At 72.1% G+C, this 23936-nt stretch carries 21 protein-coding genes and 1 tRNA gene; 10 read left to right on the top strand and 12 right to left on the bottom strand.

Annotation, left to right across the window (positions count from 1 at the left end; all coding sequences use genetic code 11):
* Positions 1–23: 23 nt before the first annotated feature.
* The 3 genes from IE108_RS29100 to IE108_RS29090 all read right to left on the bottom strand — a co-directional run bounded on the left by IE108_RS29100 (position 24) and on the right by IE108_RS29090 (position 4489).
* Positions 24–845, bottom strand: a complete 822-nt coding sequence (locus tag IE108_RS29100) for a 2OG-Fe(II) oxygenase family protein (protein ID WP_064730904.1) — start codon at positions 843–845, stop codon at positions 24–26.
* Between the two features lie 345 nt (positions 846–1190).
* A complete protein-coding gene (locus IE108_RS29095) occupies positions 1191–4121 on the bottom strand; it encodes an alpha/beta hydrolase (protein ID WP_229852488.1) in 2931 nt (976 codons plus the stop codon).
* Positions 4122–4415: 294 nt separating this feature from the next.
* Positions 4416–4489 (bottom strand) — tRNA-Pro (locus IE108_RS29090).
* A gap of 142 nt (positions 4490–4631) precedes the next feature.
* Here IE108_RS29090 and IE108_RS29085 point away from each other — a divergent pair.
* From IE108_RS29085 to IE108_RS29075, 3 genes are all read left to right on the top strand, one after another.
* A complete protein-coding gene (locus IE108_RS29085) occupies positions 4632–5591 on the top strand; it encodes a bile acid:sodium symporter family protein (RefSeq protein WP_064730902.1) in 960 nt (319 codons plus the stop codon).
* Positions 5592–5688: 97 nt separating this feature from the next.
* Positions 5689–6042 (top strand): cupin domain-containing protein, encoded by a 354-nt coding sequence (locus IE108_RS29080; protein WP_064730901.1) that lies wholly within the window; start codon positions 5689–5691, stop codon positions 6040–6042.
* A 100-nt stretch (positions 6043–6142) separates the two neighbouring features.
* Positions 6143–7306: a Gfo/Idh/MocA family protein gene (locus IE108_RS29075; protein WP_064730900.1), complete on the top strand. Its 1164-nt coding sequence runs from the start codon at positions 6143–6145 to the stop codon at positions 7304–7306.
* On the opposite strand, the gene IE108_RS29070 is transcribed toward IE108_RS29075, so the two are convergent.
* A complete protein-coding gene (locus IE108_RS29070; protein WP_189397786.1) occupies positions 7284–7928 on the bottom strand; it encodes a TMEM175 family protein in 645 nt (214 codons plus the stop codon). The genes IE108_RS29075 and IE108_RS29070 overlap by 23 nt on opposite strands.
* A 191-nt stretch (positions 7929–8119) precedes the next feature.
* A complete protein-coding gene (locus IE108_RS29065; RefSeq protein WP_064732059.1) occupies positions 8120–9154 on the bottom strand; it encodes a LacI family DNA-binding transcriptional regulator in 1035 nt (344 codons plus the stop codon).
* A 137-nt stretch (positions 9155–9291) separates the two neighbouring features.
* Between IE108_RS29065 and IE108_RS29060 the strand changes: the two genes are divergently transcribed.
* Entirely contained in the window at positions 9292–10452 is a 1161-nt protein-coding gene (locus IE108_RS29060) for a phytanoyl-CoA dioxygenase family protein (protein ID WP_064730898.1), read from the top strand.
* 78 nt (positions 10453–10530) lie between these two features.
* Entirely contained in the window at positions 10531–11535 is a 1005-nt protein-coding gene (locus tag IE108_RS29055; RefSeq protein WP_064730897.1) for a Gfo/Idh/MocA family protein, read from the top strand.
* Between the two features lie 42 nt (positions 11536–11577).
* Here IE108_RS29055 and IE108_RS29050 read toward each other — a convergent pair whose 3' ends face one another.
* The 5 genes from IE108_RS29050 to IE108_RS29030 form a co-directional block, all read right to left on the bottom strand.
* Positions 11578–11991, bottom strand: a complete 414-nt coding sequence (locus IE108_RS29050; protein ID WP_064730896.1) for a VOC family protein — start codon at positions 11989–11991, stop codon at positions 11578–11580.
* Between the two features lie 112 nt (positions 11992–12103).
* Positions 12104–13006, bottom strand: coding sequence for a sugar phosphate isomerase/epimerase family protein (locus IE108_RS29045; protein ID WP_064730895.1), 903 nt, complete (start codon positions 13004–13006; stop codon positions 12104–12106).
* A gap of 1 nt (position 13007) precedes the next feature.
* Positions 13008–13955, bottom strand: a complete 948-nt coding sequence (locus IE108_RS29040; protein ID WP_064730894.1) for an ATP-binding cassette domain-containing protein — start codon at positions 13953–13955, stop codon at positions 13008–13010.
* Between the two features lie 5 nt (positions 13956–13960).
* Complete coding sequence (locus tag IE108_RS29035; RefSeq protein WP_064730893.1) at positions 13961–15037, bottom strand: ABC transporter permease; 1077 nt, start codon at positions 15035–15037, stop codon at positions 13961–13963.
* Positions 15037–16059: a sugar ABC transporter substrate-binding protein gene (locus IE108_RS29030; RefSeq protein ID WP_064730892.1), complete on the bottom strand. Its 1023-nt coding sequence runs from the start codon at positions 16057–16059 to the stop codon at positions 15037–15039. Before IE108_RS29030 ends, IE108_RS29035 begins: the two co-directional genes overlap by 1 nt.
* A 233-nt stretch (positions 16060–16292) precedes the next feature.
* On the opposite strand from IE108_RS29030, the gene iolC reads away from it, so the two are divergent.
* The 5 genes from iolC to IE108_RS29005 are packed head-to-tail and all read left to right on the top strand — an operon-like array spanning position 16293 to position 21796.
* Positions 16293–17255, top strand: coding sequence for a 5-dehydro-2-deoxygluconokinase (gene iolC / locus IE108_RS29025; protein WP_064730891.1), 963 nt, complete (start codon positions 16293–16295; stop codon positions 17253–17255).
* Between the two features lie 14 nt (positions 17256–17269).
* Entirely contained in the window at positions 17270–18157 is an 888-nt protein-coding gene (locus IE108_RS29020) for a Cgl0159 family (beta/alpha)8-fold protein (RefSeq protein WP_064730890.1), read from the top strand.
* 59 nt (positions 18158–18216) lie between these two features.
* A complete protein-coding gene (gene iolB / locus IE108_RS29015; RefSeq protein WP_064730889.1) occupies positions 18217–19113 on the top strand; it encodes a 5-deoxy-glucuronate isomerase in 897 nt (298 codons plus the stop codon).
* The gene (iolD, locus tag IE108_RS29010; RefSeq protein WP_064730888.1) at positions 19110–20978 is read left to right on the top strand and encodes a 3D-(3,5/4)-trihydroxycyclohexane-1,2-dione acylhydrolase (decyclizing); all 1869 of its coding nucleotides are present in this window, start codon (positions 19110–19112) and stop codon (positions 20976–20978) included. The genes iolB and iolD overlap by 4 nt, the downstream gene beginning before the upstream one ends.
* Positions 20979–21010: 32 nt before the next feature.
* Complete coding sequence (locus IE108_RS29005; protein ID WP_064730887.1) at positions 21011–21796, top strand: GntR family transcriptional regulator; 786 nt, start codon at positions 21011–21013, stop codon at positions 21794–21796.
* On the opposite strand, the gene IE108_RS29000 is transcribed toward IE108_RS29005, so the two are convergent.
* Together IE108_RS29000 and IE108_RS28995 are read right to left on the bottom strand one after the other, a co-directional pair.
* Positions 21786–23192, bottom strand: coding sequence for a sensor histidine kinase (locus IE108_RS29000; protein WP_064730886.1), 1407 nt, complete (start codon positions 23190–23192; stop codon positions 21786–21788). The genes IE108_RS29005 and IE108_RS29000 overlap by 11 nt on opposite strands.
* Positions 23189–23875 carry a response regulator transcription factor gene (locus IE108_RS28995; protein WP_079163743.1) on the bottom strand — a complete coding sequence of 229 codons (687 nt, stop codon included), beginning with the start codon at positions 23873–23875 and terminating at the stop codon, positions 23189–23191. Before IE108_RS28995 ends, IE108_RS29000 begins: the two co-directional genes overlap by 4 nt.
* Positions 23876–23936 lie beyond the last annotated feature (61 nt).

The following is a 23936-nucleotide window of genomic DNA, read 5'->3' as shown; positions in this document are numbered from 1 at the left end:
TCACGTGGACACGTGGCGGGATCTCATCCCCAGGCCAACAACTCTCCGGTGACGGCCACTCCGACGGAGAATCCGAGTGCTATGCGCCGTCCACCGCGACTGGGTTTCACTGCATGATAGTTTCGCGAGTCGAAGAGCAGGCCGTCCCCCACGGCGGCTCGAACCTCGATCGATTCGACGTCCCTCACGCAGTCTCCGGTGAACCCGTAGGAGCCCTGCGGTCGGAATTCCTCATCCCTCGGATGCCAGCGATGACGCCAGATGACGGTCTCACCGCCCGACTCGGGAACGGCCAGGTAGAGGTTGAAGGCCAGTTGCGCCAGAAGCGGCGCCTCGAGCAGCTGATCGGTGAACTCCCGCGCCGAGTCGTCGTAGTGCACGAGGAATCCCTGCGGCGCCTCGCGGGCCACGCCCGCACCCATCTCGCGCCCCTCGTGCCGCCCCACTCCGACTCTGCCGGGCCAGTCTGCGCCGACGGACCGTCGCGCCTCTTCCCACGGATCCATTGGCAGGGACAGCCCGTCCCATGCCGCGCGAGCCCGATCGAGGGCGGGCCAGTACTCGGCGTCGACCCGGCCGTCGGAACGGTAGTCGCTGACGCCGACCCCGAAACGCATGACGGCCGGCTGGACGCGCTCCGCGCCGTACTGATCGAAATCCGCGCCCGACAAGGCGTGAACGAGGTCGCCACACACTGCCTCGGTGAAGAGGCCCGGCACCTGCACCGCGGCGCAACGCCCGGCCACCAGGTCCGCGATGTGGTGACGGGTGAACCCCGTGGCGGTGACCACACGGAAGAATGGGTCACGCACCTGCGTGGACGTGATGAGCGAATCGCTGGTCATGGCGATGTCCCGTCTCAGCTGATGAAGCCGGCCACCGAGCCACTATCCCAGGAGTAACGCGGGACTGTAAGCCAACTTTGCGTCGCGCTCGAGTGCCCGGTGATCCTCCTCGATGGACTCAAGGGCGATGCGGCGCGCCGATTCCAACTGCTCGGCGTCGGCATCACTGTCGACGTCGGGTGGTGCGGAATCCGGAAAACAGGGTTCCGAGTGGAAGGATTCCATACAGTAAGCTCCTTTACGGGAGGATCGATTACGCTGCGTGTCCATTAACTCACTCACAGGGTGATGGACAGCGATGCTAGGCGCAAGAGCCCATGAGAGTGGGCCACTTGAAGAAGTCGATCATTCTTGTGGTTTTGGTCGAGGTCGATCGAGCACGTCCTCGATCGCATCGAGGAGTTTCTGATTCCGGATCGTTTCCGGATGTTTCGATCCGAGTACCTGCTTACGGTCGGCCAAGAGGCGCGCCGTCTCGGCATGCGCACGGCGCAGCTGCCCCTGAATGAGGAGTAGCTGACACAGCGTGTGCCTGAGGGTCATGACCAGCACGGAGTCGGATCGCTGCATGGTGTCCTCCAGGGCACGGCGGATCATTCCCTCCGCCTCCTCGTGCCGCTGGGTCTGCATCAGACAGCGTGCGAGATTCTGACGGATACGGAGCGTCTCCATCGTGGACGGTGACCACTTGTCGAGGCTGATCTGCAGGATCTCTCGCAGCGCGGCCTCCGCTTCCGAGGTACGCCCCAGCGCGAACATCGCCCGGGCGAGACTGTGCCGCACGGCGACCGTGTCGGAATGGTCAGGCCCGTGGACGACGAGCTCGGCTGCCGCGATGGACCGCAGATGAGGTTCCGCCTCTTCGAAGCGGAACTGCTCCAGGATGCTGCGTGCGAGTTTGTGGCGACTGGCCAGGGTGCGGGGGTCGTCCAAACCCAGCAAGTCCTGGCGGGCGGCCACGACGTTGCGCAGCTCGCCCTCTGCCGTCGCGTAGTCACCGCTCTCCAGCGCGATGCGGGCCTTTTCATGGCGTATCCCGAGAATTGCCTCGCTCTCCGGCTGGAACCCGATGGCGTCGCAGCTGTCGAGAACGACGCCGGCCAGTTCATGGGCCGGCCTGAGGAGACCCACGACGATCAGGTAGCGGAGGTTCTGGCGTGCCAGTTCCAGGGTCCGGCGCAGTACTTCGTCGTTGATGACGTCCGAACCACCGGCGAGACATGCCCGTACGACCTCCATCACGTGAGGTGCGACGGCGGTCCAGATGTCCCAGCTCTGCGGTTCGTCCGGTGGCGACCAGCGCGTGACGTCCAACAGCAGTTCCACGACGAGCCCGTAGTACTCGGATCTCCGATGCTCGAGCTCCGCCTCCACTCGTAGCAGGGCGTGCACGACCGGGTGCAGGGTCAAACTGTGCGTCAGGTGGCTGCTCTCGGCCTCCGGACGGCTGATGCGCTCGATGAGTCCGAGGTCGTCAAGTCCTTTGAGGACACCGTTTCGCCGGCCGCGGGTGAAATCGGGCAGCAGCGGCGACTCCTGGACGACGCGGCTCTCCAGAAGCGGCCTGTACGGGATGGGTGCGATCCCCAGGCAGGCGAAGGCCCGCAACAGGGGCGCCGCCTGCGGAAGTCCCTGGTGGGCCAAGAGATCCAGGGCGATTCCGCAGACCTGTGCCATCGCGGACATGCCCAGCATCTCTTCCAGCCCACCGGCCTTCCCCGGCGGCGACGAGCTCCGGGCCTCGAAACTCTCGCGGTAGCTGTCGAAGTCGTGAATCACCGGGTCGTCGAGCGACGGGGACGCCTTGTGCACGGAGTTGAGATACGAAGCGGCTCCGTGCAAGGCCAGCGGAAGCCCGCCGAGTGCCACGGAGAGCCGACGTGCCGCTTCTCGTGAGCCGCCCTGCGGGACGGTGGTCACGAGCAGTTCCGCTCCGTCCTCGTCCCCCAGGAGCGGGACCGGATGGACACGACAGGGCGGCAGCCAGGACGCGGCGGATCGGTCCCGGCTCGTGAGGATGACGAGCCCGTCGGCGCGTTCGGGTTGCCGCACCCAGCCGACCCCCTCGGCCACCTGTCGAGCCTCGGGAGCGAGCCGCTCGGGAGTGTCGGCGTTGTCGATCACGAGCAGCCAGGGGTCGGCAGAGGCCTCGAGGTAGCGCCACACCAGGTCGATGGAGCTCCCCTCGCCTCGGAAGGCCTGCTCCACTTCGCCGGTGGGCACGCCGAGTTGGTGGGCCACCTCCCGCATACACGTGTTGATCTGAGACACCGTCACCCACCACACACGGCGCGTTCTCTCGGCCTGGCGGACCGCTTCCAGGGCGATGCGGCTCTTGCCGGATCCTCCGAGACCGGTCAGTACATGGATCCTGGGCGCCTTCTCGGCCGGCGGGGCCATCAGGTCGGCGATGATGCCTCGCGGTCGCTGACCATGCAGTTTGATACGCCGCCGTCCGTAGGGAGGGCTGACCGACACTCCGCCCTGCTGCTGAGGCAGGAGCATCTGCGGTTCCCGGCCCGAGCGGTCCTCCTCGGGCGAGAGGGGTTGCGGGAGCGGTTCCCCGGCCGTCGTGGGCCGCACCGCCCTTTCCTCCAGGACCCTGGTCAGGGTCTGTTTCACGGCCTCGTAGGAAGCCGAACCGTGATCGCGCGGTTGGACGATCTGCAGATGGCCGCCCGGCACGGTCGCACCGACCGGGAATTCCGCCACCGCCTCCTGCGCGGAAACGACCTCGTCCTCACTTCCGCCGTAGGCGTGGATGGGAATGAACCAGTTGTTCTCGGCTTTGCGTTTCCTGCTCCCCACCGTCCGCATCACGGCTTCCCGTGTCTCCACGACCTCACGACGGTAGGTCCGCAGCGCCCGTTCTTGAACCTGACGTACGGGGAACGGAACCCTGCGCGCGGGATGCACGGCCGGGGAGCCGTTGTTGGGGCAACCGAACATGACGATCTGGGCTATGCGGTTGAGTGCGAACCCGCGCCCCTCACCGAACGTCCGGGTCAGGAAGCGCTGCACGATCAACCCGCCCTGGCTGTGGCTCACGAGGACGACGTGACCTGTCGGTGGGATCTGCACGCGCAGATAGTCGTCGAGTAATTTCGCGACGTCGTCGTAGGCCGAGATCACGCGGTCGCCACGCAGCACCCGGCCCGGACTCTCGTACGGAAAGCAATGCACCGCCACACGACGCAAGTCGTCGTCGGCCGCCAGAAGCTTTCGGAACTGGTCCCACACCTCGGTCGTCGTGAACAGTCCATGCACGAACACCACGTGAACGACCTTCGGGATCTTTACTCCCACCGGCACAGCGATCAACCCGCCTTCCCCCTGCGGCGGTCGGAGTGGTCGCATATTCACCGACCGCGCTTACAGCCAGTTATACCCGGTGACGGCGGGTAGGACCTCAGGTGTGCAACGCATCGTTCCCGATCGGCTGTCTTCTTGCCGAAAAACGCCACACTACGTCCTCGGCGGACGTTGTCGATCACTGGAAATGCGTGCACACGAGTGGAGGGGCCCGATCAGATCAATCTGATCGGGCCCCTCCACAATGACTCTTCCGAGTCGGGACGACAGGATTTGAACCTGCGACCCCTTGACCCCCAGTCAAGTGCGCTACCAAGCTGCGCCACGTCCCGGTGCGCGATCCCCGTACTGCGTGATCGCGCTGGTCAACCCTACCTCATCCGGGGAAGGGGACGGAGGCGCCGCCGTCCGCGCCGATGATCACATCGCGAGACGGCTTTGCGTCGGGCGGCCGGGCGGGCGTTACCTCGCACGGTGCGAACAGAACGACCCGAACAAGCCAGTACCGACGTCCCCGCCGACCGCTCCGCGCGGCGGGCCGTGACCGTCTTCCCGATCCTCGTGCTCGTCGCGGGCGCGCTCGGCCTGCTGCTCCCCGGTGGTTTCGCCGGGTGGGGCGAGGCCGTGCCCTATCTGCTGGGCGTCGTGATGTTCTGCATGGGCATCACCATGACGCCGGAGGACTTCCGGGGCGTCGCGAAGCGGCCGTGGGCGGTGGCTCTGGGGCTGGTCGCGCACTACGTCATCATGCCGGGGCTCGGCTGGGCGATCGCCCACCTGCTCGACCTGCCGCCGCAGCTCGCGGCGGGCGTCATCCTGGTCGGCTGCGCGCCCAGCGGCACCGCCTCCAACGTGGTGACGTATCTCGCGCGCGGCGACGTGGCGCTGTCGGTGTCGGTCGCCACCGTGTCGACGCTGGTCGCGCCGCTGGTCACCCCGCCGCTGACGCTGCTGCTGGCCGGTGAGTACCTGCCGGTGGACGCCGGGTCGATGGTCACCGACATCCTCAAGACGGTGCTGCTGCCGGTCCTCGCCGGTGTCGTCGTACGGCTGCTCGCGGGACGGTACGTCCAGCGGGCGCTGCCGGCGCTGCCCTGGCTGTCGGCGCTGACGATCGCCGTGATCGTCGCGGTGGTCGTGGCGGGCAGCGCGGACGCCATCAAGTCCGCCGCCGGGCTGGTGTTCGTCGCGGTGGTCCTGCACAACGGCCTCGGCCTGGCGCTCGGTTACGGCGCGGGACGCCTCGGGCGCCTCGGCGAGCCCGGCAGCCGGGCGATGGCCTTCGAGGTCGGCATGCAGAACTCCGGTCTCGCCGCCTCCCTCGCCACCGCCCACTTCAGCCCCCTCGCCGCGCTGCCGGCCGCGGTCTTCTCCGTCTGGCACAACGTCTCCGGTGCCGTCACCGCCGCGTGGCTGTCCCGCCGGGGGCGGTGACGCGCCTCGTACGTCGACGGAGTGTCGCCACCACCCGCGGGATTCCCCACACCCTGTCTCCCCCGCGCCGCCGCCCGCCCCGGCTAGCGTCGGCGGCATGAACCACAGCTTCGTCGTCCACGTGCCCGACGCGGAACTCGAACCCGAGCCGCTCTCCCCCGACCAGATCGTGTCCGGTTCCCCCGAGGTGACCGGCAAGGTGCTCTGGGAGTCGCCGGACGGCGGCCAGGTGCGGGGCGTCTGGCAGATCACGCCGGGCGTGGTCACCGACACGGAGGCGGACGAGCTGTTCGTCGTGGTCAGCGGTTCCGCGACGATCGAGGTCGCGGGCGGTCCGACGCTGCGGGTCGGCCCCGGCGACCTGGCCGTCCTGAAGGAGGGCGACCGCACGAGGTGGATGGTGCACGAGACGCTGCGCAAGGTGTACTCGATCAACCTCGGGCAGGACTGAGACCCGCCACCGGGTTTGTCCTGTCAAAAGGTTGACATGATGCCGACGCCCGCCCAGGGTGGCCTGGACAGATCACGGACAGGTCCGAAGAGGGGCTCTCATGGTCGACGCACTCGGTGTCGCGGTCGTCGGTTTCGGCTGGATGGGCCGGGTGCACACCCAGGCGTACGCCCGTGTCCGGCACCACTATCCGCGGCTCGCCCTGCGCCCGGAGCTGGTGGCGGTCGCCGAGGAGGTGCCGGGGCGGGCCGAGGAGGCCGCCGACCGGTTCGGGTTCGCCACCGCCACCCGGGACTGGCGCGAGGTGGCCGCCGACCCGCGCGTCCAGGCGGTCAGCATCGCCGCGCCCAACTTCCTGCACCGCGAGATCGCCGTGGCGATGGCGCGGGCCGGCAAGCACATCTGGATCGAGAAGCCGGTCGGCCTGAGCCTCGACGACGCCCGGGCGGTCGCGCGGGCGGTCGCCGAGGCCGGCGTCCAGGGCACGGTCGGCTTCAACTACCGCAACGCGCCCGCCGTCGAGGCGGCCCGCGACCTGATCGCCGCCGGTGAGATCGGCACCGTCACCCATGTCCGCGTCCGCCTCTTCAGCGACTACGCCGCCCACCCCGAGTCCGCGCTCACCTGGCGATACGAGCGTGAGCGCGGCGGCAGCGGGGTGCTCGGCGACCTGGCCTCGCACGGCGCCGACCTGGCCCGCTTCCTGCTGGGCGACATCGCGTCCCTGACCGCCGACACCGCGATCTTCCTGCCCGAGCGGGCCCGGCCCACCGGCGCGACGGCGGGTCACTCGCGGGCCGCGGGCGGTACGCCGGGCCCGGTCGAGAACGAGGACTACGTCAGCTGCCTGCTGCGGTTCGCGTCCGGTGCCCGGGGGGTGCTGGAGGCCTGCCGGGTCTCCGTCGGGGAGCAGAACAACTACGGCTTCGAGGTGCACGGCACCACGGGCGCGGTGTTCTGGGACTTCCGCCGCATGAACGAGCTGGGCGTCAGCCGGGGCACCGGGTACCAGGACCAGCCGGTGTCCACCGTGTACGTCGGCCCCGGGCACGGCGAGTTCGGCGCGTTCCAGCCCGGCGCCGCGAACGCCATGGGCTACGACGACCTCAAGGTGGTGGAGGCGTACCGCTTCCTGCGCTCGGTCGCGGAGGGCGTGCCGCACGGCGCCACACTGCCGGACGCCGTGCGCGGCGCCGCCGTACTGGACGCGATGGCGCGGTCGGCGCTCAGCGGCGCCTGGGTCACTCCCGAGGTGCCCGCCTGAGCGCGGCGTTCCGGCTGGTGCGGACCGCCCACCTTCCGATCAGGACCTTCAGCGGGAGCAGCACGAGCCAGCCCCACATGGCCGCCGGGCCGATCGCGAGGGCGAGCGGGACGCTGAGCGAGAAGACCACGACCGACGCGGCGAGGTCCAGGCCGTAGATCAGGAAGCCCTCCTCGGGCACGGCGTCGCCGCGCAGCCAGGGCCGTGCGGCCAGGAGCGCGACCAGGGCGAGGTGCGAGGCGCCCAGGGATGCCACCGCGGCGGCGTAGATGGCGACGGAGGCCGGTTCACGGCCGTACTCCGAGATGAGCGTGGTAGGGAACGGCACGAGGGCCGCGACGCCGAGGCCGAGCAGCGACAGGGTGATCACCTGGCCGTCGACGCGCTCGACGAAGCGGAAGATGCGGCGGTGGTCGCGCCAGAAGAGACCGAGCACGAGGACGCTCAGCGCGTAGGCCCCCAGGTTCGGCACCAGCTCGCGCAGTTCGTCGCGGTACGCCGCCGCGTCGAGGCCGCGGGGCACGGAGAAGTCGAGGACGAGCAGGGTGATGGCGATCGCGAAGACGCCGTCGGCCAGCGCCACCACCCGCTCGGGCCCGCCGGCCGGAGTCGATGTCCACATGCCCCCGACGGTAGGAGCCGGGCCGCGCGGCGCCGCGCCACACGCCCGGACCGGCGCGGCACGTCACACGGCCGCGACGCGGTCCGCCGCCGCGCGGGGGCACCCGGCCGCCCTCCACCCGGCACCCGGCACCCGGCACCCGGCACCCGGCACCCGGCACAGCCACGGTGGGGCGCCCGCGGCCGGCCGCGTCACGTCCCCGCGATTCCCGGCGGCATGTTGTAGGGCGTGACCACCTGGATCGCCGAGGGCAGGGGCGGCGCAGCGGGCGGCAGCGCCCCGTGGGCGCGCATCACCAGGCGGCAGGCCTCGCGCAGGTCCTGCCGCAGGTCGTGGTGGAGTACGGCGGACAGCCGGTGCTCGCGCAGCAGGCGGGTGTTGTCCTGGTCGAGGTCGTGGGCGACGAACACCGCGCAGGTGCGGCCGAGGTCGGCGAAGGCCCGCAGGGTGGCGATGTTGCCGCCGCCCATCGAGTAGACCGCGCGGATCTCCGGGTCGCGTTCCAGCGCGGCCCGGACCAGGTCGTACTGGGTGGCGTCCAGCCCCTGGCCGCCGGCGATCTCGACGAGGACGCGCTCCGGGTGCCGCGCGCGCAGGACGGCGCGGAATCCCATCTCGCGCTCCTCCTCGTTGCGGAAGAAGCCGCTGCTGAGGCTGGTGAGGACGTTGCCGGGGCGGTCGCCGAGCCACTGGCCGGTCAGATGGGCGGCGGTCGCGCCGGCCGCCCGGTTGTCGATGCCCACGTAACCGAGCCGGGAGGCGGCGGGCAGGTCCGTCGCCAGGGTCACGACGGGTACGCCGGCCGCGCTCAGCCGGCCCACCGCGGCGGCCACCTCGGGGACGTCCGGCGCCTTGAGGATCACGCCCTGCGAGCCGCGCCGGGCGATCCGGTCCAGGACGTCGGTCAGTCCGGCGGCCGGGCCGGTCTCGCGGAAGTGGAAGCGCGAGCGCACGACGGCGGGGTGCAGGGACGGCAGTTCGGCCTCCAGCGCGGCGCGCACGGCGGTGGAGAAGCGCTCCGGCGACTGCATCACGATGTCGATCATGAAGGTGCGGCCGACCAGCCGGACCTGGGTGCGCTGGCGGTCGAGGTCGGCGATGGCCCGGCGCACCTCGTCGGCCGTGGACCGGCGCACCCCGCCCCGGGCGTTGAGCACCCGGTCGACGGTGGCCTCGCTCAGACCCGCCTGACGTGCGATCTCCCTGATCGGGAAGGGATGGCCCATGCCCGGCTCCTCCATGACCCGTTCGCTCCCGCGCGAACCTCTTGAGGGGTTTTTGATGGCTCGCTGCTGGTTGTTCGCGCCGTATGTCAGGACAAGAATGGCAGCACCGTGCCGCCCCTGTCAGCGAAAGGACGACGATGTCCGCAACGCCCGTCCCCGCCCCCGGCGCCCGGTTCTCCGCACGGGACTGCGACCTCGACGCCCTCCGTGCCCTCGTCGAGCGACCCGCCGATCCGGCGGACCACCCCCGGGCGGACGCCGTGGAGCAGGGTGTCCCGGTCTACGAGGCCGGACGGCTGCGGGACGACGCGGGGTGGGCGGCCGAACTGGTCCACGCCCTGGCCGACGGCCCCGGCATCGTCGTCCTCCGGGGCGCCTTCCCGGACCCGGCGGTCGTGGACCGGGCCACCGCCGTCTTCGACGCCCTGATCGACGCCCAGCGCGCGTCGGGCGCCGCCGCGGGCGACCACTTCGCCGCGCCCGGCGCCAACGACCGGGTGTGGAACGCCCTGGAGAAGGCGGCCCTGCACGACCCCGAGACCTTCGCCGAGTACTACGCCAACGACGCGCTCGCCCTGGTCTCCCGGGCCTGGCTGGGCCCCGGCTACCAGGTGACGTCGCAGATCAACGTGGTCAACCCGGGCGGCGCCGCCCAGTCCCCGCACCGCGACTACCACCTCGGCTTCCTCTCCGACGAGGCGGCCGCCGCCTACCCGGCGCACGTGCACCGCCTGTCCCCCGTGCTCACGCTGCAGGGCGCGGTCGCCCACCGCGACATGCCCGTGGAGTCGGGGCCCACGATGTACCTGCCGTACTCCCAGAAGTACGCGCCCGGCTATCTGGCCTGGCGGCGCCCCGAGTTCCGCGCGTACTTCGAGGCGCGGCACGTCCAACTGCCGCTGGCCAAGGGCGACGCCGTCTTCTTCAGCCCCGCGCTGTTCCACGCGGCCGGCGCCAACCGCTCGGCGGACGTGCGCCGCATGGCCAACCTGCTCCAGATCTCCTCCGCGTTCGGCCGCGCCATGGAGAGCGTGGACCGGGAGGCGGTGGTCAACGCCGTCTATCCCGTGCTCCTGGAGCGCCGGGCGGGCGGCGCGGACGAACGGTGGCTGGAGAACGTCGTCGCCGCGAGCGCCGAGGGCTACCCGTTCCCCACCGACCTCGACCGCGATCCGCCGGTCGGCGGCCTGGCCCCGCCCTCCCAGGCCGACCTCGTACGGCGGGCGCTCGGCGAAGGGCGGCCGCCCGAGGTGCTGCGCGGGGAGCTGCGGGCCGCCGGGGCGCGGCGCGGGCACTGACGGACGTCACCGGAAGATGCCGGGGCGGACCCGACCGGGTACGGCCGCGGCGACCACGCACAAGGAGCAGCCAAGAACATGCGCATCGGAATCCTCGGCCTCGGCCGCATCGGCGCCTTCCACGCCGAGACCCTCTCCGAACTCGACGCCGTCGACTCGCTGGTCGTCGCCGACCCGTCCGCGGACGCCGCGCGGACCGCCGCCGACCTGTTCGGCGCCGAGGTGGCCGCCTCGCCTCAGGCGCTGCTGGCGGCCGGGGTGGACGGTGTGGTGGTCGCCGCGGCGACCGACGCCCACCCCGAGCTGATCGTGGCCGCCGTGGAGGCCGGCGTGCCCGTGTTCTGCGAGAAGCCCGTCGCCCGGACCATGACCGAGGGCGTCGACGTGCTGAAGGCGGTCGCGGGCCACGACGTGCCCGTGCAGATCGGGTTCAACCGGCGCTTCGACGCCGCCTACGCAGCCGCGCGGGCGGCGGTGCGGGCGGGCGAGCTGGGGAAGCTGCACACGGTGCGGTCGACCACGCTGGACCCGGCCCCGCCGCCCCCGGCGTACGTCGCCGCCTCCGGGGGCATCTTCCGGGACTGCTCGGTGCACGACTTCGACATCATCCGCTGGGTGACCGGCCGCGAGGTGACCGAGGTGTACGCCGTCGGCGGCAACCGGGGCGCCGCGTACATCCGGGAGGCGGGTGACGCCGACACCACCGGCGCGGTCCTCACGCTGGACGACGGCACGATCGCCGTGGTCTCCAACAGCCGGCACAACGGGCGCGGCCACGACGTCCGGATGGAGCTGCACGGCTTCGACGACTCCGTCGCGGTCGGCCTGGAGGACCGGCTGCCGCTGCGCTCGGTGGAGCCCGGCGCGACCTTCCCGGCGAGCACGCCGCACGACTTCTTCATGGACCGGTTCGCCGCCGCCTACCGCGCCGAACTCGGCGCGTTCACCGAGGTCGTGGCGCGCACGCGGACCTCGCCGTGCACGATCGAGGACGCGCTGGAGGCGGGCTGGATCGCCGAGGCGTGCACGCTGTCGCTGCGCGAGCACCGGCCCGTGACGGTCGCGGAGGTGCGGCGGGGCTGAGCGGGGCGCTCCCGGTTCACGGCCGGGCGGCGAGCCGGCGGGTCAGCCCGTCGGCTCGCTGATGTTCACCATCCACGGGATGCCGAACCGGTCCGTGCACATGCCGAAGACGTCGCCCCACATCTGCTTCTCCAGGGGCACGGAGACGGTGCCGCCGGCGGACAGTTTCTCCCAGTAGCCGCGCAGCTCGGCGGCGTCGTCGCCGCTGAGGCTCACCGAGAAGTTGCTCCCCGGCGTGTGGTCCATGCCGGGCGGGGTGTCGGCGCCCATCAGGGTGAAGCCGCTCGGGGTCTCCAGCATGCCGTGCATGATCTTCTCGGCGTAGGCGGGGTCGGGCATGCCGGACGCGCCGAAGGTGTTCAGCGCAAGGTCGCCGCCGAACACCTGCTCGTAGAACTCCAGCGCCTGCCGGGCGTCGCCGTCGAAGCTGAGGTAGGGGTTGAGTCGCGAGGTCATGACGCCTCCGGGGTCGGGACGAAGGTACCGGTGCTGCGCACGCTAGCGCGCACCACCGGCGACGGCCCGCCGAGCGGCGCACCGGCGGGACCCGCCCGCCGGCCCCGCGTCCTCAGGCGCCGCAGGAGCGCAGGAACTTCCGGGTGCGCACGGCGATGGGCAGCGGCTTGTCCGGCTCGCAGGGGTACATGTCCTGCTCGACGATGGCGAACAGGTCGACGTCCAGTTTCTGGGCGGCGGTGAGCACCGGGCCGAGGTCCGGGACGCCGGCCGGCGGTTCGCACATGACGCCGCGCCGCACGGCCGGCCCGAAGGGCACGCCGCCCGCCCGGACCTCGGCGAGGATCTCCGGGTCGACCTGCTTGAGGTGCAGGTAGCCGATGCGCTCACCGTAGGTCTCGATGAGTTTGACGCTGTCGCCGCCGCAGTAGGCGTAGTGGCCGGTGTCCAGGCAGAGGCCGACCAGGCCGGAGTCGGTGCCGTCGAGGAAGCGCTCGACGTGCTCCTCGGTGTCGATGTGCGTGTCGGCGTGCGGGTGGACGACGATGTCCAGGCCGTAGGCGTCGCGCACCTCGCGGCCGAGGCGTTCCATGCCGCCGGTGAGGTTCGCCCACTGCTCGGCGGTCAGCTCCGGGGGCTCCAGGATCTCGGCGGTCTTGTCGTCGCGCCAGAAGGACGGGATGACGACGAGGTGCTCCGCGCCCATGGCCCGGGTCAGGGCGGCGACGCGGCCGACCTGCTCCCAGGTGGCGTCCCACTCCGAGGGGCCCCGGTGCAGTCCGCAGAAGATGGTGCCCGCGGAGACCCTGAGGCCGCGCCGGGCCACCTCGTCGGTGAGCCGGGCCGGGTCGGTGGGGAGGTAGCCGTAGGGGCCCAGCTCGATCCACTCGTAGCCGGCCTCGGCGACCTCGTCCAGGAAGCGCTGCCAGGGCACCTGCAGCGGGTCGTCAGGGAACCAGACGCCCCAGGAGTCGGGTGCCGAGCCGACTCGGATGCGGTCCAGGGCAGCGGTCATGTCAGGCCTTCCCTTCGGCGGTGTGCGGTACGTCAGTGCCTGGTGCGGTGTCCTTCGGCGCCGCGTCCCCGGCTCCCCCGGCCTCGGGCCCCGGCAGCGCCTCCACGTCGACGCCGCCGACCTGGGCCAGCTCGTGCTTGAGGGTGGCCAGTTCGGCGCCGCCCGCCATGTGGTTGGTGAGCTGTTCGAGGGTGATGCCGGAGCGGGCGGCGCTGAGTTCGAGGGTGCCGAGGCGCAGCACGCTGAAGTGGTCGCCGACCATGTAGGCGTGGTGGGGGTTGTGGGTGATGAGGATGACGCCGAGGCCGCGTTCGCGGGCGGCGGCGACGTACTTGAGGACGACGCCGGACTGCTTGACGCCGAGGGCGGCGGTGGGCTCGTCGAGGATGAGGACGCGGGCACCGAAGTAGACGGCGCGGGCGATGGCCACGCACTGGCGCTGGCCGCCGGAGAGCGTGCCGATGGGCTGCTCCAGGTCGTCCAGGACGATGCCCATGTTGCGCAGTTCCTCGTCGGCGGTCCGCTTCATGCGGGCGATGTCGAGGCGGCGCACGGGCCAGGGGCCCCTGGTCATCTCGGAGCCGAGGAAGAAGTTCCGCCACACCGGCATCAGCGGCACGGTGGCGAGGTCCTGGTAGACGGTGGCGATGCCGCGGGCGAGGGCGTCGCGGGGGGTGGTGAAGCGCACCGGCTCGCCGTCGACGAGGAACTCGCCCTCGGTGTGCTGGTGCAGCCCGGAGATGATCTTGATGAGGGTGGACTTGCCGGCGCCGTTGTCGCCGAGCACGCAGGTCACCCGGCCGGGGTGGACGGCGAGGTCGACGCCGTGCAGGGCGCGGACGTTGCCGTACGCCTTGCCCGCGCCGCGCAGTTCCACGATCGGCGCCTCCCGCCCGGGCGCGGGGTCCGTGCGGACGGCACCCTGGGTGCCGGGGGTCTTGGTGGTCATTTCCGTCACCTCCGGGTCGCCGCGCGGCGCACGTACAGGTTGATCAGGACGGCGCCCAGCAGCATCACGCCGAGGAACGCCTTGAACCAGTCGGGGTTCCAGCCGGCGAAGACGATGCCCTGGTTCACCATGCCGAACATGAAGGCGCCGAAGACCGGGCCGATGGCCGAACCGTAGCCGCCGGTGAGCAGGCAGCCGCCGATCACGGCCGCGGCGATGTAGATCAGCTCCTGGCCGACGCCCTCGCCGGACTGCACGGTGTTGAAGGAGAACAGCTGGTGCATGCCGACGAACCAGGCGCCGAAGCCGACCAGCATGAACAGCGTGATCTTGGTGAAGGTGACGGGCACGCCGACCGCTCGGGCCGACTCCTGGCTGCCGCCGACCGCGAAGATCCAGTTGCCGTACTTGGTGCGCAGCAGCACCCAGGTGGCCAGCGCCGCGAAGACCAGCCAGTAGACCACGGTGATCTTCACCTCGACGCCGCCGACGTCGAAGGAGGAGGCGAAGACGGCCTTGGCCTGGTCGAAGCCGTCCATGTCGCTGATGTCGTCGGTGGCGACGTTGCCGGTGACGAGCTTGGTGACGGCGAGGTTGACGCCCTGGAGGATCAGGAAGGTGGCCAGCGTGACCAGGAAGCTGGGCAGGCCGGTCTTCATCAGCACCCAGCCGTTGAACGCGCCGACGGCGAGGGAGGCCACCAGGGCGACGATCACGCCCATCCACACGTTCAGGGTCAGCTGGTAGCTGAGCATGCCCGCGGTGAGCGCGGAGGTGACCACGGCGACGCCCGACGACAGGTCGAACTCGCCGCCGATCATCAGCAGGGCCACCGGCAGCGCCATGATGCCGATGGTGGACGACTGGTAGAGCACCGTCGCCATGGAGCTGCCCTCGCGGACCGAGGGGGCGGCGATCAGGAAGAAGACGTACACGGCGACGGCGCCGAGGAGGACCCCGACCTCGGGCCGGGCCAGCACCCGCAGCACCACCGAGCGCTCGCGGGTCCGCCCGTCGCTCTCCCGGGGGCCGGGGGCCGGCGGCGGGGCCACCGCCGGCTCGGCCTGTGGGGCCGCGCTCATCACCGGGTGCCCTTCGAGGCGAAGTCGGCGACCGTCTTCACGTTGGACTCGTCGACGAAGGCCGGGCCGGTCAGCACGGGCTGCTCGCCGCCGCCGCTGTAGTTGCCGTTGTTCTTGTAGAGCCAGAGTCCGTCGACGGCCAGGTAGCCCTGGAGGTAGGGCTGCTGGTCGACGGCGAACTCGATGTCGCCCTTCTCGATGGCGCCGGTCAGCTCCTTGTTGAGGTCGAAGGTGGCGACCTTGGCCTCGCTGCCGGACTCGTCCACGGACTGCACGGCCGTCATGGCGAAGGGGGCGCCGAGGGTGACGAGGTGGTCGATGGCGCCGTCCTGCTTGAGCTTGGCGGTGACGGTCGACTTCACCGAGGGCATGTCGGTGCCGTTGACGTAGAGGTTCTCGATCGACCCCTCGAAGGTCTTCTTCACGCCCTCGCAGCGCTGGGTCAGGCCGACGTTGCCCTGCTCGTGGATCACGCAGACGGCCTTCTTGGCGCCGTCCTCGTTGAGCCGCTTGCCGAGCGCCTCGCCGGCCACGGTCTCGTCCTGGCCGAAGAACTCCATCAGGCCGAGCTCCTTCCAGTCCGCCAGACCGGAGTTGAGCCCGACGACGGGTATGCCGGCCTTCTCCGCCTTGCCGAGGACGCCCTTCAGCGCGTCCGGCTTGGCGAGGGTGACGGCGATGCCGTCGACCTTCTGGTCGATCGCGTTCTGCACCAGGTTGGCCTGGTTGCCGGCGTTCGGGTCGGCGGAGTAGACGAGCTTGACGTTGTCCTTGGCGGCCGCGGCCTCGGCGCCCTTGCGGACGATGTCCCAGAAGGTGTCGCCCGGCGCCTGATGGGTCACCAGGGCGACGGTCATACGAGGGGTGTTCGCCTTGCCCGCGGAGGCGCCCGAGTCCCCCTCCTCGTCGGCCTTCTTCCCTCCCGAGCCGCTGGAGCAGCCGGCCAGGGTCAGGGCCGCGGCGGCGGCGAGAGCCACGGCGGGGGCGAATCTGCGGGAGCGGGCGTGCGAAGAGCGGTCCATCTTTCCTGCACCTCACTGTGCGACTGTGCGACGGGAAGCCGTGTGCCTGACCGAGAAGAACGGCTGTTGCGCTGGGACCGGATACAAGTCCTTGGGACGCCTGCTGTCAATACTTTGTCAAGACATCATTTCACTCACAGGTCCGAATGTAAGTACAAACTATTGACAGCGTCGTCCAGGAGTCATACACCTGGGAGGCGGCAGGCCCCCGCCCAGCCCGAGGAGCGTCGCACATGGCCGAGTCAGTCCCGCGTTTCGATCTGATCACGATGGGCCGCATCGGGGTCGATCTGTATCCCCTGCAGACGGGCGTACCCCTGGCGGAGGTCGAGACGTTCGGCAAGTTCCTCGGCGGTTCGGCCTCGAACGTGGCGGTCGCCGCCGCCCGGCTCGGCCGCGCCGCGGCCGTCATCACGCGGACCGGCGACGACCCCTTCGGCGGCTATCTGCACCGGGCGCTCCAGGAGTTCGGCGTCGACGACCGCTGGGTGACCCCGGTGGCCGCCCACCCGACGCCGGTGACGTTCTGCGAGATCTTCCCGCCGGACGACTTCCCCCTGTACTTCTACCGCCGCCCCAAGGCTCCCGACCTGGAGATCCACCCGGAGGAGCTGGACCTGGACGCGGTCCGCGCCGCCCGCATCTTCTGGATGACCGGCACGGGGCTGAGCGAGGAGCCGAGCCGCACGGCGACGCTGGCGGCGCTCGCCCACCGCGCCAAGGCCGGCACCACCGTCTTCGACCTGGACTGGCGGCCGATGTTCTGGTCCGACCCCGACCAGGCCCGCCCCCACTACGCCGAGGCGCTGCGGCACGCGACCGTCGCGGTCGGCAACCTGGAGGAGTGCGAGGTCGCCACCGGCGTCCGCGAGCCGCGCGCCTGCGCCGAGGCGCTGCTCGCGGCCGGGGTGGAGCTGGCCGTGGTCAAGCAGGGCCCGAAAGGCGTCCTGGCCGTGCACCGCGACGGCCGCGCCGCCGAGGTGGAGCCGGTGCCGGTCGAGGTGGTCAACGGCCTCGGCGCGGGCGACGCGTTCGGCGGCGCCCTCTGCCACGGTCTGCTCTCCGGCTGGGAGCTGGAGCGGATCATGCGGTACGCCAACGCGGCCGGCGCCCTCGTCGCCTCCCGTCTCGCCTGCTCCTCCGCGATGCCCACCGGGGCCGAGGTCGACGACCTCCTCGCGCGAGCCACTCCCTGAAACGGAGCCCCGTCTTGTCCCTCAGCATCCCCGACCTCACCTCGGTCAGAGTCCGGCATCCGGAGGCGGTCGCCGAGGCCGCGGCCCGCCGGACCCGCCGGCCGCTGATCGGCGACTCCGGCCGGCTGATGATCGTGGCGGCCGACCACCCGGCCCGCGGCTCGCTCGGCGTCGGCGACCGCCGGCTCGCCATGGCCAACCGGGCCGACCTGCTGGAGCGCCTGTGCACCGCGCTGTCCCGGCCGGGCGTGGACGGCGTGCTCGCCACCGCCGACGTACTCGACGACCTGCTGCTCCTCGGGGTGCTGGAGAACAAGGTCGTCATGGGGTCGATGAACCGCGGCGGGCTCGCGGGCGCCGCCTTCGAGATGGACGACCGCTTCACCGGGCACCGCGCCGAGGACCTCGCCCGGCTGCGGTTCGACGCGGGGAAGCTGCTGCTGCGCGTCGACTACGGCGATCCCGGCTCGCTGACCACCATGGAGGCCGCCGCCCGCGCCGTGGACGCCATGGCGGAGCGCCGGCTGCCGCTGTTCGTGGAGCCCTTCATCTCCCGGCGGGTGGACGGCCGGGTGCGCAACGACCTGTCCGCCGAGGCCGTCACCCGGTCCGTCGCCATCGCCTCCGGCCTGGGCGGCACGTCCGCCTACACCTGGCTGAAGCTGCCCGTCACCGACGACCCGGAGGACATGGGCGAGGTCCTGGAGACCTCCACGCTGCCCGCCGTCCTGCTCGGCGGCGACATAGGCGTCTCGCCCGCCGACCAGAGCGCCGCCTACGAACGCTGGCGCAAGGCGCTCAGACTGCCCACCGTGCAGGGCATGGTCGTCGGCCGCTCGCTGCTCTACCCGGCCGAGGGCAGCGTCGAACAGGCGGTGGACACGGCCGTCGGACTGCTGTGACCGAGGAGAGCGAAAAGACCGCAGAGACCGCAGAGACCGCAGAGACCGAGGAGCGGACGATGACCCACCACCTTCCCGCGGGCAAGGCGGCCGCGGACGGCCCGTACGCCGTGGAAGTGACCCCCGAGAGCGCCGGCTGGGGCTACTCCGGTCTGCGGGTGCTGACCCTGCCGCCCGGCGGCGGCCACACCTTCGACAGCGGCGACAGCGAGTGGATCGTCCTGCCCCTGAGCGGCGGCTGCACCGTGGCCACCGCCGACGACTTCGGCCAGGAGACCTTCGAACTCACCGGCCGCGACAGCGTGTTCAGCGGCGTGAGCGACTTCGCCTACGTGCCGCGCGACGCCCGGACGACCGTGACCTCCCCGGGCGGGGGCCGCTTCGCCCTCACCGGCGCCCGCTGCACCCGCCGCCTGCCCGCCCGCTACGGCCCGGCGTCCGCGGTGCCGGTGGAGCTGCGCGGCAGCGGGAACTGCTCGCGGCAGGTCAACAACTTCGGCGCGGCCGGGGTGTTCGAGTGCGACCGGCTCATCGCGGTCGAGGTGCTCACCCCGGGCGGCAACTGGTCGTCCTTCCCGCCCCACAAGCACGACGAGCACCGCCCCGGCGAGGAGTCGGTGCTGGAGGAGATCTACTACTTCGAGTTCGCGGCCCACGACGGCACCCCCGGCCTCGGCTACCAGCGGGTCTCGCCGTCCGGGCGGGGGCAGGGCACGGACGTGCTGGCCGAGGTGCGCGACGGCGACGTGGTCCTCATCCCCGACGGCTGGCACGGACCGTCGATGGCCGTCCCCGGCCACGACATGTACTACCTGAACGTCATGGCGGGCCCGGAGGCCGAACGCGCCTGGCTGATCAGCGACCACCCCGGGCACGCCTGGATCCGCGACACCTGGCCGGCTCAGCCCGTCGACCCCCGACTCCCCCTCTACACCGCACCGGAGAGGTCCGCATGAGCGCCGCCACCCGCCGACTGACCACCGCCCAGGCCCTGGTGCGCTTCCTGGCCGCGCAGTACACCGAGCGCGACGGCGTGCGCCACCGGCTGGTCGCCGGGACCTGGGGCATCTTCGGCCACGGCAACGTGGCCGGCGTCGGCCAGGCCCTCGTGGAGTACGGCGACGTCATGCCCTTCCACCAGGGCCGCAGCGAACAGGCCATGGTGCACGCGGCCGTGGGCCACGCCCGCCACCTCAACCGCCTCTCCGCGCAGGCCGTGACGACGTCCATCGGCCCCGGCGCCACCAATCTGGTCACCGGCGCGGCCCTGGCGACGGTCAACCGCCTGCCGGTCCTGCTGCTGCCCGGCGACTACTTCGCCTCGCACGCCGCCGATCCCCTGCTCCAGCAGCTGGAGCACCCGTCGGAGGCCGACGTGTCGGTCAACGACGCCCTGCGCCCCGTATCCCGGTACTTCGACCGGATCAGCCGCCCCGAGGCCCTGCTCGCCTCCGCGCCGCGGGCGATGCGGGTGCTGGCGGACCCGGCCGAGACCGGCGCGGTCACGCTCGCGCTGCCGCAGGACGTGCAGGCGGAGGCCTTCGACTGGCCGGAGGAGTTCTTCGCCGACCGCGTCTGGCGGGTACGGCGCCCCGCGCCCGACCCCGAGGAACTGGCCGATGCGGTAAGGGCGTTGCGGGCCGCCCGGCGCCCGCTGATCGTCGCGGGCGGCGGCGTCCACCACGGCGAGGCGGAGGCCGCCCTGGAGGCGCTGGTGGACGCCACCGGCATCCCGGTCGCGTCCACCCAGGCGGGCAAGGGGTCCCTGCGCCACGACCACCCGGCCGACCTCGGCGGCATCGGCCACACCGGCACCGCCGTCGCCGACGACCTGGCGCGCACCGCCGACCTGGTGATCGGCGTCGGCACCCGGTACTCGGACTTCACCACCGCCTCCGGCACCCTCTTCCAGGACCCGGGCGTCCGCTTCCTGAACCTCAACATCACCGCCTTCGACGCCCACAAGCTGGCCGCCCGCACCCTGGTCTGCGACGCGCGCGCGGGGCTCACGGCGCTCACCGGGGCGCTGTCCGGACACCGGGTGCCGTCGTCGTACGAGGACGAGTACCGGGCCGGCCGGGCCCGCTGGGAGGAGACCGTGCGAGCGGCGCTGCGGGCCGACGACGAGAACGCGGTGCCGACCCAGACGCAGGTGCTGGGCGCGCTGGACGCGGTGGTCGGCGACGAGGACGTGGTGATCAACGCGGCCGGTTCGCTCCCCGGCGACCTGCACAAGCTGTGGCGCTCCCGCTCGCCGCGCCAGTACCACCTGGAGTACGGCTACTCCTGCATGGGCTACGAGATCCCGGCCGCGCTCGGCGTCCAGCAGGCCGCGCCGGGCGTCCCGGTGTGGGCCCTGGTGGGCGACGGCACCTACCTGATGAACCCGACCGAGATCGTCACCGCCGTGCAGGAGGAACTGCCGGTCAAGCTCGTCCTGGTGCAGAACCACGGCTACGCCTCGATCGGCGGCCTGTCCGAGTCGGTGGGCGCCGAGCGCTTCGGCACCGACTACCGCCACCGCGCGGCCGACGGCAGCTTCACCGGCGCCCCGCTCCCCGTCGACCTCGCCGCCAACGCGGCCAGCCTCGGCATGGACGTGCTGCGCGCCAAGACGGTGCGGGAGCTGCGCGAGGCGCTGTCGACGGCCCGCGCGGCGACCCGGCCGACCTGCGTGTACGTCGAGACCGTCGCCGGCGACGCCCCCGGGGCGCAGGCCTGGTGGGACGTGCCGGTGGCCGAGGTGTCCGCCCGCGACGCCGCCACCGGCGCCCGCGCACGGTACGAGCAGGCGGTCGCCGACCGGCGCCATCACCTCTGACACCCCGTCACCTACGCAACGGAGGTACGTCCATGGCGAGGCCCGGCGACCCCGCACGTGCCGTGACCGCCCCCGCGCTGAGCACCCTGGACTTCGCCCTCGACCGGAGCAGTCCGGTGCCGCTCTACCACCAGCTGGCCCAGCAGCTGGAGGCGGCGATAGAGCAGGGCGTCCTCACGCCGGGGAACCTGCTCGGCAACGAGGTCGACCTCTCCGTCCGCCTGGGCCTGTCCCGGCCCACCGTCCGCCAGGCCATCCAGTCCCTGGTCGACAAGGGGCTGCTGGTGCGCCGGCGCGGCGTCGGCACCCAGGTCGTGCACAGCCAGGTCAAGCGCCCGCTGGAACTGAGCAGTCTGTACGACGACCTGGAGGCGGCCGGGCAGGGCCCCGGCACGGTGGTGGTGCGTCACGAGGGGGCCCCGGCCCCCGCCGACGCCGCGGCGGCCCTCGGAGTCGCGGAGGGCACCGAGGTCACCGTCCTGGAGCGGCTGCGCCTGACCCACGGCCGGCCGGTGGCCCTGCTGTGCAACTACCTCCCCGCCGGTCTGCTGCCGCTTGACGACGCCCGGCTGGAGTCGACCGGCCTGTACCGGCTGATGCGCGCCCGCGGGATCACCCTGCACAGCGCCCGCCAGACCGTCGGGGCGCGCATCGCCACCCGCGAGGAGGCCGAGCGCCTGGAGGAGCGGGAGGGCGCCGCGCTGCTCACGATGCGGCGCACGGCGTACGACGACACCGGGCGGCCGGTCGAGTTCGGGACGCACGTCTACCGGGCGTCCCGGTACGCGTTCGACTTCCAGCTGCTGGTCAGGAGCTGACGCCGGCCGGGGGGCCGGTGCCGAGGGCGAGCCGGAACAGCGCTCCCGTGCCGGGCGCCCGCTCGGCGGTGAGTTCGGCGCCGTGCGTCCGGGCGATCTGGCGGGCCATGGCCAGCCCGAGGCCGGAACCGGGCAGCGCGCGGGCGGACGGCGCCCGGTAGAAGCGGTCGAAGATGTGCGGGAGGTCCTGGTCGGCGATGCCGGGCCCGTGGTCGCGGACGGTCAGCTCCCGCGGCGTGAGGACGACTTCGACGGTGCCGCCGGGCGGGCTGAACTTGGCCGCGTTGTCGAGGAGGTTGCCCAGCAGCCGGGCCAGCCGGGACGGGATGCCGGGGCGCGGCACGGCGGCCCGGGGGCTCGGGACGGCCAGGGTGAAGGTGACACCGGGCCAGCGTTCGCGGGCGCGGGCGACGGTGTGCCGGGTGAGCGCGGCGAGGTCGACCTGTTCGAGGAGCGGCTGGGGTTCCTCGTCGCGGGCCAGCTCGATGAGGTCGTTGACCAGGGTGGTGACGTCCTCCAGTTGCCGGACCAGGGCGCCGGCCGCCCGTTCGCGCCGGTCGGCGGGCAGGCGCTCGGCGCGGGTGAGGAGTTCGGCGTTGGTGCGCAGGGCGGTCAGCGGCGTGCGCAGCTCGTGCGAGGCGTCGGCGATGAGCCGGCGCTGCGCGGTCACCGAGCGCTCCAGCTCGTCCAGCATCGTGTTGAACGTCGTCGCGAGCCGCGTGACCTCGTCGTCCCGGTGCCCGCCGGAACTCCGCCCGGCGGGCAGGTCGATGCGGTGGCTCGGGTCGCGGGTGGCGGCGACCCGCTCCGCCGTGGCCGTGAGGCGGGTGACGGGGGCGAGGCCGGTCCGGGCGACGGCGTAGCCGAGCGCGCCGGCGACGGCCACGCCCGCCGCGCCGATGCCGCCGAGCAGCCAGGCCGCCTGGTGCACGCCGCGCTCGGCGACGTCGGAGCGCAGTGCGACCTGCACGGCGGTGCCGTCGCCGAACGTGGTGGTCAGCATGCGCGCGGGGTGCCCGGCGACGGTGGTGTCGCGGTAGTAGGGCGCCCGGCGGCCGGCCGCCACCTCGCGGACGGCCGGGGACACGGGCAGGACGTACGGTTCGGCCGGGTCGTCGGCCGGGTCGGGCGGCACCGTCTGGGCGCAGGCCGGGGCGCCCAGGAAGCGGCACTCGCCGCGGAGCACGGCCGGCCCGTCCTCGCGGGTCTGCTGGGCGACGAGGGTCGCCGACTGGGCGAGGTTCTGGTCGACCTGCTGGTAGAGCTTGTAGCGCAGGACGAAGAACGCGGCGGTGCAGACGCCGACGGTCACCAGGACGACGGCCGCCGAGGCCGCCAGCGCCAGCCGGGAGCGCAGCCGGCGGGGACGCGGCACGAACCGCGTCGGCCCGCTCACGCCGCGCCCAGCCGGTAGCCGACGCCGTGCACGGTGTGCACGAGCCGCGGTTCACCCTCCGCCTCCAGCTTGCGGCGCAGGTAACCGACGTAGACGGCCAGGGAGTTGGAGCCGGGACCGAAGTCGTGCCCCCAGACCCGTTCGAAGAGGGTCTCCCGGGTGAGGACCTGTCCGGGGTGGCGCAGCAGCTGCTCCAGGAGCGCGAACTCCGTCCGGCTGAACTCGATGCGCCGCTCGCCGCGCCGCCCGGTCCGGGTGTCCGGGTCCACCACCAGGTCGGCGTAGGTCAGGAGGCCGCCGGGGTCCTGGGGGCCGGTGTCCGCCCGGCGCAGCAGCGCCCGTACTCGCGCGGTCAGCTCGTCCAGGGCGAACGGCTTGACCAGGTAGTCGTCGGCGCCGGCGTCCAGCCTGTCGACGCGTTCGCTCACCGAGTCCAGCGCGGTCAGCACCAGCACCGGGGTGCGGTCGCCGACACCGCGCAGCCGGCGGCAGAACGCGAGGCCGTCCAGCACCGGCATCATCACGTCGACGACCACGGCGTCCGGCTGCCAGGCGGCGACCTCGGAGAGGGCCGCGAGGCCGTCGGCGGCGCCCCGGACCGCGTAGCCCTCGACGGTGAGGCCGTCCTCGACGGCGGCCCGCACCTCGGGCTCGTCGTCGACCACCAGAATTCTTCTCAGCACGCGCCCAGCCTGCCAAAGCGGCGTCTTAAAACCTTCTTAGCCCGGCCTGTGACCGTGGCGG

It is taken from the genome of Streptomyces parvulus, from assembly GCF_014648855.1.
In the GTDB taxonomy this organism is placed as follows: Bacteria; Actinomycetota; Actinomycetes; order Streptomycetales; family Streptomycetaceae; genus Streptomyces; species Streptomyces parvulus.
The sequence above is the reverse complement of the archived record's forward strand: the minus strand, read 5'-3'. Positions and strand labels throughout refer to the sequence as shown.